The organism is Sciscionella sediminilitoris (assembly GCF_000737195.2).
GTDB classification, from domain to species: domain Bacteria; phylum Actinomycetota; class Actinomycetes; order Mycobacteriales; family Pseudonocardiaceae; genus Sciscionella; species Sciscionella sediminilitoris.
Genome location: NZ_JALM01000032.1, coordinates 1 through 14,018 on the forward strand (window position 1 = coordinate 1; position 14,018 = coordinate 14,018).

The 14,018-nt window shown below is 65.7% G+C and carries 16 protein-coding genes, 1 tRNA gene and 1 pseudogene; 8 read left to right on the forward strand and 10 right to left on the reverse strand.

The window, feature by feature from the left end; all coding sequences use genetic code 11:
* From AD72_RS14710 to ssb, 3 genes and pseudogenes are all read right to left on the reverse strand, one after another.
* Positions 1 to 880 (reverse strand): annotated as a pseudogene (locus tag AD72_RS14710) (hypothetical protein); the annotation flags it as partial.
* A gap of 13 nt (positions 881 to 893) precedes the next feature.
* Positions 894 to 2,570, reverse strand: a complete 1,677-nt coding sequence (gene ettA / locus AD72_RS14715; RefSeq protein ID WP_031467071.1) for an energy-dependent translational throttle protein EttA — start codon at positions 2,568 to 2,570, stop codon at positions 894 to 896.
* Between the two features lie 189 nt (positions 2,571 to 2,759).
* Entirely contained in the window at positions 2,760 to 3,161 is a 402-nt protein-coding gene (gene ssb / locus AD72_RS14720; RefSeq protein WP_051898616.1) for a single-stranded DNA-binding protein, read from the reverse strand.
* Between the two features lie 170 nt (positions 3,162 to 3,331).
* Between ssb and AD72_RS14725 the strand changes: the two genes are divergently transcribed.
* Positions 3,332 to 4,009: a response regulator transcription factor gene (locus AD72_RS14725; RefSeq protein WP_031467073.1), complete on the forward strand. Its 678-nt coding sequence runs from the start codon at positions 3,332 to 3,334 to the stop codon at positions 4,007 to 4,009.
* Entirely contained in the window at positions 4,006 to 5,373 is a 1,368-nt protein-coding gene (locus tag AD72_RS14730) for a sensor histidine kinase (RefSeq protein ID WP_037345898.1), read from the forward strand. Before AD72_RS14725 ends, AD72_RS14730 begins: the two co-directional genes overlap by 4 nt.
* Here AD72_RS14730 and AD72_RS14735 read toward each other — a convergent pair.
* Positions 5,359 to 6,519: an MFS transporter gene (locus tag AD72_RS14735; RefSeq protein WP_031467075.1), complete on the reverse strand. Its 1,161-nt coding sequence runs from the start codon at positions 6,517 to 6,519 to the stop codon at positions 5,359 to 5,361. The two genes, AD72_RS14730 and AD72_RS14735, sit on opposite strands and share 15 nt — an antisense overlap.
* A 172-nt stretch (positions 6,520 to 6,691) precedes the next feature.
* On the opposite strand from AD72_RS14735, the gene AD72_RS14740 reads away from it, so the two are divergent.
* Positions 6,692 to 6,765: transfer RNA gene (locus AD72_RS14740), tRNA-Arg, on the forward strand.
* Positions 6,766 to 6,855: 90 nt separating this feature from the next.
* On the opposite strand, the gene AD72_RS14745 is transcribed toward AD72_RS14740, so the two are convergent.
* The 5 genes from AD72_RS14745 to AD72_RS37175 form a co-directional block, all read right to left on the reverse strand.
* Positions 6,856 to 7,989, reverse strand: coding sequence for a tyrosine-type recombinase/integrase (locus AD72_RS14745; protein ID WP_031467076.1), 1,134 nt, complete (start codon positions 7,987 to 7,989; stop codon positions 6,856 to 6,858).
* An 87-nt stretch (positions 7,990 to 8,076) separates the two neighbouring features.
* Positions 8,077 to 8,271: a helix-turn-helix transcriptional regulator gene (locus tag AD72_RS35610; protein ID WP_082468952.1), complete on the reverse strand. Its 195-nt coding sequence runs from the start codon at positions 8,269 to 8,271 to the stop codon at positions 8,077 to 8,079.
* A gap of 364 nt (positions 8,272 to 8,635) precedes the next feature.
* Complete coding sequence (locus AD72_RS14750; protein ID WP_063890751.1) at positions 8,636 to 9,445, reverse strand: helix-turn-helix domain-containing protein; 810 nt, start codon at positions 9,443 to 9,445, stop codon at positions 8,636 to 8,638.
* Positions 9,442 to 9,960, reverse strand: coding sequence for a DUF6879 family protein (locus tag AD72_RS14755; protein WP_031467078.1), 519 nt, complete (start codon positions 9,958 to 9,960; stop codon positions 9,442 to 9,444). Before AD72_RS14755 ends, AD72_RS14750 begins: the two co-directional genes overlap by 4 nt.
* Complete coding sequence (locus AD72_RS37175; RefSeq protein WP_051898617.1) at positions 9,957 to 10,253, reverse strand: hypothetical protein; 297 nt, start codon at positions 10,251 to 10,253, stop codon at positions 9,957 to 9,959. Before AD72_RS37175 ends, AD72_RS14755 begins: the two co-directional genes overlap by 4 nt.
* A 170-nt stretch (positions 10,254 to 10,423) precedes the next feature.
* On the opposite strand from AD72_RS37175, the gene AD72_RS14765 reads away from it, so the two are divergent.
* From AD72_RS14765 to AD72_RS36555, 5 genes are all read left to right on the forward strand, one after another.
* Positions 10,424 to 10,687, forward strand: a complete 264-nt coding sequence (locus tag AD72_RS14765; RefSeq protein ID WP_156365193.1) for a hypothetical protein — start codon at positions 10,424 to 10,426, stop codon at positions 10,685 to 10,687.
* A gap of 305 nt (positions 10,688 to 10,992) precedes the next feature.
* The gene (locus AD72_RS38195) at positions 10,993 to 11,316 is read left to right on the forward strand and encodes an SAV_915 family protein (RefSeq protein WP_425480770.1); all 324 of its coding nucleotides are present in this window, start codon (positions 10,993 to 10,995) and stop codon (positions 11,314 to 11,316) included.
* Entirely contained in the window at positions 11,309 to 11,593 is a 285-nt protein-coding gene (locus AD72_RS36550) for a hypothetical protein (protein WP_156365194.1), read from the forward strand. The genes AD72_RS38195 and AD72_RS36550 overlap by 8 nt, the downstream gene beginning before the upstream one ends.
* Positions 11,594 to 11,605: 12 nt before the next feature.
* Positions 11,606 to 12,790, forward strand: a complete 1,185-nt coding sequence (locus AD72_RS14775; RefSeq protein ID WP_031467082.1) for a hypothetical protein — start codon at positions 11,606 to 11,608, stop codon at positions 12,788 to 12,790.
* Between the two features lie 68 nt (positions 12,791 to 12,858).
* Entirely contained in the window at positions 12,859 to 13,422 is a 564-nt protein-coding gene (locus tag AD72_RS36555) for a hypothetical protein (RefSeq protein ID WP_156365195.1), read from the forward strand.
* A 109-nt stretch (positions 13,423 to 13,531) separates the two neighbouring features.
* Here the strand turns inward: AD72_RS36555 and AD72_RS14780 are convergent, their stop codons facing one another.
* On the reverse strand, positions 13,532 to 13,720 hold the full coding sequence (locus tag AD72_RS14780; protein WP_156365196.1) for a hypothetical protein: 189 nt from the start codon (positions 13,718 to 13,720) through the stop codon (positions 13,532 to 13,534).
* Positions 13,721 to 14,018: the final 298 nt, after the last annotated feature.

Consider the following 14,018-nt stretch of genomic DNA (forward strand, 5'->3'; position numbering starts at 1 on the left):
GCCGCTGCGCGATGTGCACCGCCTCGGCGAGCAGGGCAGCCGGTTCACGTGCCGGTTCCTCGGGCACCACACCGGTGGCCAGGGCATGCGCGAGCCACGCGAGCGGGGCGGCCGCCCTGGCCCGGACCGGTTCGAAGACACTCGCGGTGCCGATCCGTACCAGCTCGGCGCGTTCGGCAGCGGCCGCCGGTTCGGCGGCGAGGGCGAGCAACAGCTCCAGGCGCAGCAGCGCAGGAAGCCCACTGCCCGCGGCAACCGCGGCCGCGATCCCGTCGAGCAACCGCAACCCGTCCCGCGCGAAACCGGCCGCGGCGACCGGATCCCCACCGACCCGCAGCGAACGTGCCGCCGCCGCGAGCACCTCGGCGCGGACGAGCACCGCGCTGTCGGTGTCCAGCCGATCGTCGAGCACGCACAGCCGTTCGGCGTTCACCAGCACCGTGTACAGCTCATCGCGCCAGCGATACGGGGCGAGGGCGGCGGAGGCGACACCGAGCGCCAGGCCGAGCGTGCCCGGGGACCGTCCCGCAAGCAGCATCGGGCGCAGCACCGCGAGCACGGCCTTCGGGGCGCCGACCGTACGAGCGGCCGCGGCGAGCCGGACCCGCAACAGGGCGCCGAGCTCCGGATCGTCCTCGGCCTCGGCGAGCTCGATCGCGTCGAGCACCGCACGGACCCCGCCGTGATGCGGGCCGTGCGCAGCGGCGCCCATCCCCTCGGCGAGCACGGCGAGCCGCCGGTCATCGGCGTTCGCCGCCGCTCCGCCGGCCAGGGCTCCGGCCAGTTCGGGAGCCCGCCAGAACTGACCGCGCGCGGCGGCGAGCAGCTCGGCGGCAGGCCCGGATGCGAGCCCACCCTGTCCTCTGCGCTGCCCGACCACGACGGCGCTCCGATCAGTTCCTGGTCAGTTTCCGGTGCGTGACCCGATGCGGCCGCGCTGCCTCCGGGCCGAGCCGCTCGATCTTGTTCTCCTCGTAGCCCTCGAAGTTGCCTTCGAACCAGAACCACCGTGCCGGATCCTCATCCGTGCCCTCCCAGGCGAGGATGTGGGTCGCCACCCGGTCGAGGAACCACCGGTCGTGCGAGATGACCACCGCGCAGCCGGGGAACTGTTCGAGCGCGTTCTCCAGCGAACCGAGCGTTTCCACATCCAGGTCGTTGGTCGGCTCGTCCAGCAGGACCAGGTTGCCGCCCTGCTTGAGGGTCATCGCGAGGTTGAGCCGGTTGCGCTCCCCGCCGGAGAGCACGCCTGCCGGCTTCTGCTGGTCGGGGCCCTTGAATCCGAAGGCGGAAACGTAGGCCCTGGACGGCATCTCCACGGCACCGACGTGGATGAAGTCGAGCCCGTCGGAAACGACCTCCCACACGTTCTTGTCCGGGTCGATCCCGGCACGGTTCTGGTCGACGTAGGAGAGCTTGACGGTCTCCCCGATCTTCACCGTGCCCTCGTCCGGGGACTCCAGCCCGACGATCGTCTTGAACAGGGTGGTCTTGCCGACCCCGTTCGGCCCGATCACCCCGACGATGCCGTTGCGCGGCAGGGTGAACGAAAGACCGTCGATCAGCTGGCGGTCGCCGAAGCCCTTGCGCAGCCCGTCGACCTCGACGACCACGTCACCGAGACGGGGACCGGGCGGGATCTGGATCTCCTCGAAGTCGAGCTTGCGGTTGCGCTCGGCCTCGGCGGCCATCTCCTCGTAACGCTGCAACCTGGACCGCGACTTGGTCTGACGCGCCTTGGCGTTGGACCGTACCCACTCGAGCTCGGTCTTGAGCCGCTTGGCCAGCTTGGCGTCCTTCTTGCCCTGCACTTCGAGGCGTTCGCGCTTCTTCTCCAGGTAGGTGGAGTAGTTGCCCTCGTAGCCGTGCAGGTGCCCCCGGTCGATCTCGGCGATCCACTCGGCGACGTGGTCGAGGAAATACCGGTCGTGGGTGACGGCGAGGACGGCGCCCGGGTAGTTCGAGAGGTACTGCTCGAGCCAGAGCACGCTCTCCGCGTCGAGGTGGTTGGTCGGTTCGTCGAGCAGCAGCAGGTCCGGCTTGGACAACAGCAGCTTGCACAGCGCGACACGGCGGCGCTCACCCCCGGAGAGGTTCGCCACCTCGGCGTCCGGCGGCGGGCAGCGCAACGCGTCCATGGCCTGTTCGAGCTGCGCGTCCAGATCCCAGGCGTCGGCGTGGTCGAGCTCCTCCTGGAGCCTGCCCATCTCCTCCATCAGCTCGTCGGTGTAGTCGGTGGCGAGCTGCTCGGCGATCGCGTTGAACCGCTTGAGCTTCACCATGATCTCGCCGACGCCTTCCTCGACGTTGCCGAGAACCGTGGTCTCCTCGTTCAGCGGCGGCTCCTGCTGGAGGATGCCGACGGAGTAGCCGGGGCTGAGGAACGCTTCACCGTTGTTCGGCTGGTCCAGCCCCGCCATGATGCGCAGCACGCTCGACTTCCCCGCGCCGTTCGGCCCCACGACGCCGATCTTCGCGCCGGGGTAGAACGACATGGACACGTCGTCGAGGATCACTTTGTCGCCGTGCGCCTTGCGCACCTTCTTCATCGTGTAGATGAACTCCGCCATGGGCAGATCGTAACCCCTGCCCCATGAGCCGGGACCGATGCGCTCGCCGGTGCGGCCACGACCGGCCACGAACGAAACCGCCCGGCCGAACACGGTTTGTGTCAGCGATCTCGCCCAGTGTTACCCCGCGTGTCGTGCCCTCGGTCGCGGGCAGCACGGAAATCCCCCGACCGTGTCGGATTCAGTTCCTCATGCGGCCACCTCCGGTACCCATTCGACGGGTTCGAGCTCGTGGTTCGCTCGCCGGACCGTGACCGAACACCGCGCGATATTCGGGCCGATCGCATAACCGGTCATCTCCGTGACCGTGCGCATGTTTCCCTCGTGCTCGAAGCTCTTGGTCACGATCTTCCCGGTGACCACGACGGGATCTCCGGTGCGCAAGGTCTCGCCGACCCGTTCGGCGAGTTTTCGCCAGCTGGTCACCGCGATGAACAACGTGTCCCCGTCCACCCATTGCCCGAGTTCCTTGTCGAACCGGCGCTCGGTGGAGGCCAGCCGGAAATTGGCCACCGGGATCTGCTCGGCGGTTTTCCGCAATACCGGATCGGTCGCCACATTGCCGACAACGGTCAGAACGGTCTGATTCATGATTTCCCCTCGGCTCACGCACGAAAAGCGGACAACCCGACGATGCCGCATTTCCCGCGCTGGACAACCGGGCGACCGGAATCTGTGGACAACCGCGAAGCCTGTGTACAACTCCGCAGACGCACAAGGGGCGACGCCCCGGGCACCGGCCGCTGGGAGAGGATGGGCACATGCGCGTGCTTGTGGTTGACGACGAAGCCGCGGTCCGGGAATCGATCGCGCGCGGTCTCCGCTTCGACGGTTACGAGGTCGCCGTGGCGGCCAACGGGCTCGCCGCCCTCGACTCGATGCACGCGAACCGCCCGGACGTCGTCGTGCTCGATGTGATGATGCCGGTGCTCGACGGGCTCGAGACGTGCCGACGGCTGCGCGCGAACGGCAGCAGAACCCCGGTGCTGATGCTCACCGCGAAGCGCGCGGTCAACGACCGGGTCTCCGGACTGGACGCGGGCGCGGACGACTACCTGGTGAAACCGTTCGACTGGGACGAGCTGCTCGCCCGCCTGCGCGCGTTGCTGCGCAGGCGGGACGCGGCGAACCAGCACACGCTGCGCTACGGCGAGCTGGTCATGGATCTGTCCACCGGGATCGTCACGCGGGGACAGCGCACGATCGAGCTGACCAAGACCGAGGCCGGGCTGCTCGCCGCACTGCTTCGCGCGGGCGGCAAGGTGGTCACCCGCTCCGCCCTCTACATCGAGGTGTGGGGCTACGACTTCGGCAACCGCTCGAACAGCCTCGACGTGTACATCGGCTATCTGCGCCGCAAACTCGAAGCCGGCGGTGAGCAGCGGATCGTGGAGACCATCCGAGGGGTCGGATACCTGCTCAAGGGCACGGCGCCATGAGCAGGCCGACGTTACGGCGACGGCTGACCATGCTCACCGCGGGCATGGTGGCCATCGCCGTTGTCGGCCTCTCCCTCGGTGTCTGGCTCCTGCTGCGCATCCAGCTCTACGACGAGGTGGAATCCTCGGTCCGGGAGAAGGTGGCGCGGATGACCCACCGCATGGACCCGATGAAGCTGGCCACCATCCCGGTGTGGATCCGCCCCGATATCGACACTCTCTTCGGCGTGGTCTCCCGGCAGGGGGTCACCCAGCGGCCGGGGTTCCAGCGAGAGCGGCTGCCTGTCGGGCCGGTCGACATCGCGATCGCCAAACGCCAGCAGCGGGATTCGGTCCGCAAGGTCACCGTCGGCGACACGGACTACCTGATGCTCACCGTGCGCGGGGAAACCGGGCAGGCGATCCAGATCGCCCGCGATCTGACCGAGACCGACCAGACGCTGCAGCGGTTCGCCGTCGTGCTCGTCGCCGCCGACGCCGTCGTCGTGGTGCTCACCGTCAGCCTCGGCTACGCGCTCACCCGCCGCGGACTGCGTTCCGTGGAAAGCGTGCGCAGGGCGGCCGAGCACGTCGCGCAGACTCAGGACCTGACCGCCGCGGTACCGGTCGCCCGCCGCGATCCCGCCGAGATGGCCAGTGTGGCCCGCAGCGTCAACGCCATGCTCACCGCGCTCGCCACCTCCCAGGACGCGCAGCGCCAGCTCGTCGACGACGCCGGTCACGAGCTCGCCACCCCGCTGACCAGTCTGCGCACCAATATCGAGCTGTTGCTGCGCGCCGAGAAACACCCCGAACGAGTGCTCGCCGCCGAGGACCGCCGCAAGCTGCTCGAGGACCTGCGCGCCCAGATCGGGGAACTCACCACCCTCACCGAAGAGGTCGTCGAGCTCGCCAGGGACCAGGGCGCCCACGAGGAACACACCGAGCTGGACCTCGCCTCGGTGCTGGACGCGGCCGTCTCCAGGGCCCGCGCCCGCACCCCCGACGTGCCCTTCGAGGTCAGCAGCGAACCGGTGACCGTGCACGGCAAACGCGCGGCACTCGAACGGGCCCTGCTCAACCTGCTGGACAACGCCGCGAAATTCAGCCCGGACGGGGAACGGGTCGAGGTGTGGCTGCGCCCCGGGGAGAACACCGCGGCGATCGGGGTCGCCGACCGTGGCCCCGGAGTCTCCGAAGAAGAGCTGGACCGGGTGTTCGAACGTTTCCACCGCAGCGCCGATGCCAGGGCCCTGCCGGGATCCGGGCTCGGCCTGTCCATCGTCGCCCAGATCGTCGCCGCACACGACGGTTCGACCTGGCTCACCCACCGCGAAGGCGGCGGCACCGTCGCGCACATCGAACTGCCACTAGCCGACCGGTGAGGCCACCTTCGCCCGCGCCCGCAACACCGCAGCCCCCTTCGCGGCCGCCGGGATCACCGCGACGATCAGCGCGACCACCCCGAAACTCACCGAATAGTCGCTCGCACTCGCGATCCCGCCCATCGCCGGAGGACCGGCCATATAGCCGGTGTACGCGATCCCGGAGACGAACCCGATCTCCCGTTCCCCCGAACCACTACCCGAGCTCCCCGCCAGCGACAGCGCGACCGGGAAACAGAACGCCAGCCCGGCACCCGCGAGGCCGAACCCCAGGTAACCGACCCAGGCGAGCGGGACGAGCACCATGACCACCAGTCCGAGCGCCGCGACCGAGGAAGCACCGATGAGCAGCCGGTACGGCCCGAACCGGCGCTCCAGCCGTTCACCGGTCAGCCTGCTCACCGCCATGGCGACCGAGAACACCGCGAAAGCCACCGCGGCCGATGCCGTGCTCACCCCGCGCTCGTGCACCAGGAACATCGCCGACCAGTCGGTGCTCGCCCCCTCCGCGAGACCGGAGCACACCACGACCAGGCCGAGCACCCACAGCACCGGCCGCCGCATCGGGGCGACACCGCCCGCCGCGTGCGCATGCCCGGCAGGACGGTCATCCGGGACCTCCCTGCCGAGCACCCCGAGCAACACCGCACCGATGACCGAGACCAGCAGCAGATGCCAGACCACGGGAAGACCTGCTCCCGAGGCCGCGCCGGCGCCGAGCGAACCCGCGAGCCCGCCGAACGAGAACCACGCGTGGAACACCGGCATCAGCGGCCGGTCCAGCCTGCGCACCACGTGCATCGCCCCGATGTTCATGCCCACATCCAGCGTCGCGATCAGGAAGCCGAACAGCAGCAGGAGCACCGCGAGCACCGCGACCGAAGGGGCCAGGCCCACCATCGGGACCAGCACGAACAACAACACCGCCGAGACAAGTACCGCCGACCGCGCCCCGAAGCGCGCGCACAGCCGCCCCGCCGGGTTCGCCCCGAGCGCCATCCCGGCCGCCGTGCCGAGCAGTGCGAGACCGAGCACTCCCGGACCCGCGCCGACCTGCTCGGAAAGCTCCGGGATACGGGTCGCCCACGAGGCGTAGAACCCTCCATTCAGTGCAAAGGCCACGGTCACGCTCGTTCGTGCCGACACCGAACCTCCTGATTGGTTGAGTAGGCTCACCATCATCATGAACGCACAGAACTGGGCTCCGGCCGCCCCCGCCTCCAGGTTGAGATTCCCCCGTTCGCGGTAGTCGTGAAACGAACGACGGGGCGCGAACGATCAACCCCATGAGACGCGCAGCAAGCCTGAACGTCTCCCGGCCTCCGTAGCTCAGTTGGATAGAGCAAGAGCCTTCTAATCTCTAGGTCGCAGGTTCGATTCCTGCCGGGGGCGCCCACGGGCAGGTCAGAGCCGGTTTTCCGGTGCTCCACTCGGACCGCTTCTGGCCAAGGGGACTTTTTGAGGACTCTTTGGCTCGGGCTGTCATCCGGCTGCGCGGAACATGCCGTCGAGCGCCTTGCTCGTCTTCTCGTTGGCCACTCGCTTCGCTCTGTAGTGACGTTCGACCACCTCGGGGGTGTTGCCGAGCTGATCGGCGATCTCGTTGTTCGAGAAGTCGGCTTCATCCAGAACCGACGCCACCGTCTTGCGGAAGACTTTCGAGGTGACCCATCCGTACCCGGCGGCGGTGAAGGCTTCCTTCATCCTGCGCCGCACGTTGTTGGGGTCGACCCAGCCTCCGTTCCACGCCGGGAACAGGGGGCCGTCCACCGCTGCGGCGGCGAGTCGCTCGAACATCGGCACGGACCACTCCGGGACGCGCAGCACCAGAGCCGGTTCCCCGGCCTTCCTGCCATCGACGCGGACCATGCCACGCCCCTTCACGCGAATGAGGTGGTGATCGATCGTGAGGAGCTTCTTTGCCGAGTTGTAGTCGGTTCCTGCCAGGGCCAGTACCTCGCCGATCCGAGTCGCGGTGGCGAGTAAGGCACGGACCTGCCCCGGTAACAGCATCCAGGCGTATCCGCGGGCGCCTAGTGACCGCCCTCGGCGGTCGGTTTGCTGATCCTCGACGTACCGTTCGACCTTGGTGAGCAGGTCGACCCATTCGCTGGGCTTCAGGCCCCTGATCGCGGCCTTGCGCTGTTTCGTCTCCTTCGAACCCGCCATCCGCGCAATGGACTTGACCGGGTTGGTCTTCATCGCACCGTGGCGCACCGCATATCCGCAGATGCCGCTCATCGCTGTCCGAACGACCTTGGCGTTCGCGAGACTGGTCTTCTCCCGCGCCGCGGAGATCGGCCGCTCCGCGGCCTTCACCGTGAACTCGTGAGCGCGGAGTGCACCGACTCGGGGTTTGATCCAGTTCTCGACCCGGCTGGTGTAGTCCCGCAGCGTATTGTGCGAGATCACCCCGTCCTCTGCGGCGACCTTCTGTTCCTCGAGCCAGAGGTCCGCGAGCTTCCCCATCAGGGTGTTGCCGGACACGATGCCCCCGAGCACCTGTTCAGCCAGTTCGTTGAGCGCTTCCTTCAGCTTGTTCTCCGCTGCCCCCTTACTCGCCCCTCTCCTGCGCACACGCGGGAGGGTGCCATCCTCCCGGCGAAACCGGGCCATGGCGACAAAACCCCGTCTTCGGTCACCGGTAATCGTGATCTTCCCGTACGCACCCACGGGAATCGGGAGCCTTGGCATGGCGGCCTTTCAGGGAAGCTGATCGTCGACCCAGCGCCTGACATCTGCTGGTCGATACCGAAGATAGCGACCAACCTTCAGCGCCGCAGGCCCATAACCAGTGCCCCGCCAGTCGTACAACGTCTTGACTGGTACAGACAGTAACCGAGCGACGTCCTCAACGGTCAGCAGCTTTTCCAGCACAACTTCCCCATCGTGATTCATTTCTTAGCCTTTGCAGCTGTTCTCCCGGCGTGCAATTACGCACGAAAGAAAACAAATGAACTTCTCGTTCAAATGACACACGAGCGCATTAACGGATCCTCTTTATAGGGCATTGAATGTATGCGTTCCCCCGGCCGCGGGGACGTGATGAGATCGGGTTCCCCTGGAATCCCGCTCGTCATGCACGCAGACTATCGCACATGTTCGCGCATATGCAATCATTATCGCCATTTTTCGCACATATTGGCGCGTTTGGCCACGTCGATGCGATCCACGGGCGATATGTTGCGAAGTCCCGAAACTGGCCGCCATCTTGCCATCGCCGCCATACGAAGCGTCCTCGGTGGATGATGACTTGAGCGAGTCAGATGAGGGTGTCGAGAAGCTGGCGTAGTTCGGCGCCGGTGACCGCGGCTGTCCAGAGTTGGTCGAGTGCGTGGTTGTAGAGCTCGAGGTCTTCGGGGTCGTTGCTGGTGATGGTGGTGTGCATGACTTCGAATTCGACGAGGTTGTCGTAGATCCACCAGCCGTGCATGGGCACGATGCCGGGGTCGGTGTCTTGGGGGATGACGCCGATCTTGACCGACCCGGCGACGGCGCGGATGCGGTCGAGTTGGGCGGCGCGGATTTCGGGGGTGCCGATGGGCGCGCGCAGGGCGGCCTCGGTCATGAGGAGGTCGATCTGTTTGGTGGAGTCGTAGAGCACGTGTTGGCGTTGCATGCGGGCGGCGACCGCGGCGTCGGTGTCCGGTGTGGTTCCGTGCAGTTTGGCGTGTTGCTGGAACACCACGCGTGCGTAGTCCGCGGTTTGGAGCAGCCCGGTCACGAGTGTGAGGTCCAGGGCGCGGATCCGGGTGGCTCCGGTTTCGTCGGCTGCGCGGGCTTCTTGGATGGCGCGGTGTCCGGTGCGCAGTTCGTGGGTCCAGCGGGCGGCCTCGGCGCGGATCGCGGTCAGCTCGGCGATGATCTCCTCGGCCGCGTTGGGCAGGGTGGCTGCGCACCAGGCGCGGGCCTCGGCCGTGGTGGGCAGTTGGTGGCCGCGTTGGATCCGGGAGACCTTGGCGGGGTCCCAGTCGAGGCGGGCGGCGAGCTCGTTCGCGCGCAGACCGACCGCCTCCCGCAGATCGCGGAGGCGGTCGGCCATATGCAAGCGGCGTTCGTAGGAAACGGTCACGGACTCCTCTGCACCACGTCGGCATGTGGCAGCGATACTGCGGTCAAGCGGTCACGCCAGAGGATATGACGCGCGAGCTCGGCGGGCTCGTCGGTCACCTCGGCGCCCCGCAGGCGACCGGCTTCGAATTTCATCGTGGCGACCAGGCGCTCGTCGAAGAGGTAGAAGTCCTCGATGGGCGGTTCGAGGCGGCGCACCTGGTCCTGGGTGATCCAGCGAATGTCCTCGCCCGCGGCGATGTTGAGCTCGGTGACGGTGATCATCCACTGCAGGTACTCGGTCAGCGGGTCGGTGAGCATCCGCACTCGCGCGAAGGTCTTCCCCTCGGCGACCCAGGCCCGTACCTGCGCGAGCCAGGGGTCGAGGAACGAGTTGTCCGGGTGCCCGGCCTTCCAGTCATCGAACGGTCCGGACTCGTCGGGTTCGCTGTAGTCACCCTGGCATTCCCAGCGCCAGCACGAGTGTTCCCACCGCTCGAACAGGGCGTCGAACTGCTCGACGGTCAGCCAGCTCAACGCCAGCGCTCCGCGAGCTCGGCACACGCTTGCTCGCCGAGGACGAACTCGGCGCGGCCGGGATCCAGCGGTACTTCCTCGAGCTCGCTCACGTCCACGAACGGGAACAGCTCGGCGGGCACCTCGACGACCGTCTCGTCGGCGTCCAGCCCCTGCCGATGGTTGCGAATCTTGGCCAGGGCGTCCGGATCCGTGACCACGCGGCCCTGCACGATGATCGTCGACCGGTCGGTCTTGAACAGCTTCGGACAGTGGTTGCCGTTGGTCGTGGTCCCACCAAAGTAGAGTTTCATAGATTGCTCCAATTTCAGTATCGGATGCCCTGAGTGTGGCCCGCCCGTGCACTCGGTCAACACCGGCCGATCGGGTGATCTCACTTCTCACTACTCCATACGGCGTGAAATATTGCCGCAATTTCACGAATTGCTTGCACGGTGCGGCGGAGCGGCACGAGCATGCGTTCATGCAGCGCTCCCCGCTTCCGTCCGGCGCCGACGTGACCCCCGAACCGTCGGTGCCGGACGGTGCCATCGTGTGGATCGTCGGCCAGACAAGCACCCTCGAGGCACACCGCGCACGCCGCATCGACGGGTCACGCCGAGTCGAGACCGACTGCGGCCACGCCCTGCACGCCGTCTGCATGTTCACCCGCGAACCCCGCGCCATCCGGCTGTGCTGGTACTGCCGCCACGGCAAGGTGCGCCCCACGAGCGAATGCATCCGTTGACCACGACATCGAACCGCCCCGCACCGATTCACCACTGCCTCACGCAACAGCGGAGCGCCGCGGTGGCGCCAACCGTGTTGTAGGCCGCTTTTCACAACCCGAACGTAGGAGGAAGCCCCCAGGTTCTCGGGCCGTCCGCCCCTCACTAGCGAGCCCGCAACTGAAGATCGAGCAGGCCGATCCGACGACGATCGGCCATTCCTGCTGCGCGCCTTGACGCAATTTGCACGCCCGTTTACCTTTGGTACTCGTGTGCAGATATGTACCGAGAGCACACATAGGGGTGCAGAGGGGGTGCGCGTGCGATGGCGCATGCTGACAGGGGATCGGCTGAGGTGGTGTATGTGGCGTCTCGCCGTCCAACCTCACCCGATGACGAGGTTGTCTTGGAGCTTCGCCGTACTAATCAGGATCAAGTGGCCGTAATGGCCTACTCGTCGCTTGACACGCTTGTGGAATGTTGTGGGGGCCAACAACCGTGGGTTGCGGTCAGACCGGATGAGCTGGCCGACTTCGTTCGCCGCTCCGAGGCAGACGGCTACCTCTGGGACTCCGCGATCCCGGAGGAATACCAACACGGCCCGTTCGGGGATGGTGTGATTAGCAGCAAGGAGGATCCGGATGCCTGACACAGACGCCTCGGCGTCAGCGCTGCAGGGTGTCGCAGGTCGTCTCAGCGGCGCATGCTCGGCGGCGCAAGGACTCTCGACACCACCTCCTGCGCCGAACCTCGGCCCTGTCACCGGTTCGGTCGCCGCGGTGTTGAGTGCATATACCAGCGCGTATGCGGCGGTCGTCGATGGGCTGGAGAACGCGGCGCACAAGGTCCGTACCAGCCACGAGTCCTATATCGTCGTTGAACAGGTGAACTATCACAATCTGGCGAGTCAGGACGGGGACAAGTGATGGGGGTTCGTTGTGCCGCTTGACATTCGCTTCGAGGAAGATATCCAGGGCTTGCGCGACGCTGCCGACTATATTCGGCAGATGTCCAAGTTCACTCACGAAGCCGGAACCGCTGCGATTGCCGCCAACGTGGAGTCCGAAGATGGTTGGGGCGGACAATCGGGGACGGCGTTTCGGGAGTACATGAGCGCCTTCGGCGGCGACACCGACAAAGTCGGTGAAGGGGCTGGCAAACTCGCCCAAGGGTTCGACCAAGCAGCAGACGGCTACAACCACGTCAAGATGCGGTTCGCGCAGGCCCGAGAAGTCGCAGCAGCAGCGGGGTTGCGGACAACGGATACCCAGATCTTCGAACCTGGTCCCGCACCCGCTGCGCCGGGACCACTGCCACAAAACCCAACCCCCGAACAGACGCAGGCCAATCAGCAGGCCACCGAGGCTCAGTCGGCGCACCAAGCTCAGCTAAAAGCGTTCAAGGAAGCGCAACAGACCGTTACCGAGGCAACCAAATCCAAGCAGGAGACGCAGAGCTTTTTACTCGATCTGATCGGCGGCAATCCGATCGATTCGGGGCTCAAGATCATTGGAACATCGGCAAGCTTGGGCGGTTTACCTCTCGCGGCCTCTCAGAAGTATCGGGATGCTGCACTCAAGTTGTGGAAGAATGTCGAAGACTGGAGAGAAATTCTCTCTAACCCACGGGCAACGCCGGAGATGCGTCTCAAGGCAGCTCTGTCCAAGGACAAAGCTTTGACCGAAGCCATGTCTAGCGATGCTAAGGCGGGTGCTACCGCTGCACAGCGCTTCATGAACAGAATGCCTAAATCGGTAAGGGTGGCCCTCAACGGAATTGAAGAACTTGGCGCCGATGTCGGCAAGAACGCGGGCCCGATTCTCAAAGGCGCGATGCCAGTTTTGAAACGTGTCCCGATCGCGGGCACTGCGATTACGGCATTCGGGATCGGAATGGACATCGGTGTCAATGGTGCCGACCCGGCAAAGTCGGTCATCTCCGGCACTGGCGGCCTGATCGCTGGAACTGCTACAGGAGCCGCGATCGGAGGGCCGGTCGGGCTCGTCGTTGGGGCCGTAGCTGGAGCCGGAGTCAGTTACGCCGTCGACCATTATGACGACATCAAGCAGCCGATAACAGACGGATTTTATGATGTCACCCGGGGAATCAACAAAGTCTTCTAACGATGCAACCGACGCTGCCACCGAGACCAGATCCGCGAACCGGACTGCCCCGCCCCCCAGATGCTCCCGTGGAAGGACAGAGCAACAAGGGGGCCGCTCCGGAACGAGGAAAACATAAGGCCAACCATCTGCCCCCACCACCCGGCATGGGGCCAACCCTTGAAGGGTACCGAGTTCCGAAGGGAGAAGCTTTCGGAGCGGCCGGAGTACTCGCAGGCCTCTGTGTGGTGTACGGGTGCGTGCGCGGTTGGATCGAAGACGGCAACCCATTTGTATGGGTGAGCGTCTGGTATTTGTGGCTGATTATCGCGATAGCGTTCGCTTATCCACTGTTGTTCATTCGCGGAAAGACAACGACCTGCGGCTCAGACTGGCTGATGTACAACGGCAAAGTCTGGGTCAACACGTACGAGTTGAACGAGATTAAGGTAACGAAGTACGCGGGCGGTTACCACATAACCTTGAAAGATACGAGCGGGCGCGGAATGATGCTCAATTTGCGCACACTTCAAGAACTGCCATATTTGTGGAATTATGTTTATCTCGGGATAATGCATTCCGTTGTTTATGGCGGAGCAACCGCCAATAACGAGGCAATCAAACGATTACAGCTCCCCGCCCGCATAAGCTAGAGGCGCACTCATCCGCAATCGGCAAGGCGTCGGCACCCGCGCGAACACGTGCATGCCTAAACACGGGCACCAGCCCTGCCGATCGACGGACTCGTCCTTATCGAATTCCCTACCAGCCAGCTCGACCGCTGGCCTCGACCCTCGCGTTGACCTTCTCGACGCACTCGGGGCTGCAGCGCCCGTAGTACTGCGCCAGCTGCTCGATCGGGCGCCAGTCCAGGCAGCCCAGGCACACGCCCTCGGTGATCTGTCCAGGTGAGGTGTAGTTACGCCGCTCCCACGGGACCTCGCTCGCCACCATCGACTCCCTTCGTCCCGCACAGCCTAGGTATGCGCGCTCGGTATTCGCGCAGCACAACCCCACGATGGTGACCGCGCACACCAGTCTTGACAGTCCCGAGCGTCCGGTGTTCTCCTGAAGAGCATTCGAACACCAGTTCGAACAACTCGGGAGGTTGTGGGAGTGGCGGTCAAGCTCGTGCGGGCGGGTTTGCAGGTGAGGTTTCCGACGCGGGAGGCCGCGCGGGCGTACGTGGCGCGGTACGGCGGGCACGGGTGGGAGGTTGTGCCCGCACGTGATGGTCGGCCTCGGATCG

What these genes read in the sequence shown, in the direction of transcription:
- ettA (WP_031467071.1), bottom strand. Translation starts at nt 2,570, where the DNA reads ATGGCGGAGTTCATCTACACGATGAAGAAGGTGCGCAAGGCGCACGGC.
- AD72_RS14745 (WP_031467076.1), bottom strand. Translation starts at nt 7,989, where the DNA reads ATGGCCCGGTTTCGCCGGGAGGATGGCACCCTCCCGCGTGTGCGCAGG.
- AD72_RS14730 (WP_037345898.1), top strand. Translation starts at nt 4,006, where the DNA reads ATGAGCAGGCCGACGTTACGGCGACGGCTGACCATGCTCACCGCGGGC.
- AD72_RS37175 (WP_051898617.1), bottom strand. Translation starts at nt 10,253, where the DNA reads ATGAAACTCTACTTTGGTGGGACCACGACCAACGGCAACCACTGTCCG.
- AD72_RS38195 (WP_425480770.1), top strand. Translation starts at nt 10,993, where the DNA reads ATGGCGCATGCTGACAGGGGATCGGCTGAGGTGGTGTATGTGGCGTCT.
- AD72_RS14725 (WP_031467073.1), top strand. Translation starts at nt 3,332, where the DNA reads ATGCGCGTGCTTGTGGTTGACGACGAAGCCGCGGTCCGGGAATCGATC.
- AD72_RS14765 (WP_156365193.1), top strand. Translation starts at nt 10,424, where the DNA reads ATGCAGCGCTCCCCGCTTCCGTCCGGCGCCGACGTGACCCCCGAACCG.
- AD72_RS35610 (WP_082468952.1), bottom strand. Translation starts at nt 8,271, where the DNA reads ATGAATCACGATGGGGAAGTTGTGCTGGAAAAGCTGCTGACCGTTGAG.
- AD72_RS36550 (WP_156365194.1), top strand. Translation starts at nt 11,309, where the DNA reads ATGCCTGACACAGACGCCTCGGCGTCAGCGCTGCAGGGTGTCGCAGGT.
- ssb (WP_051898616.1), bottom strand. Translation starts at nt 3,161, where the DNA reads ATGAATCAGACCGTTCTGACCGTTGTCGGCAATGTGGCGACCGATCCG.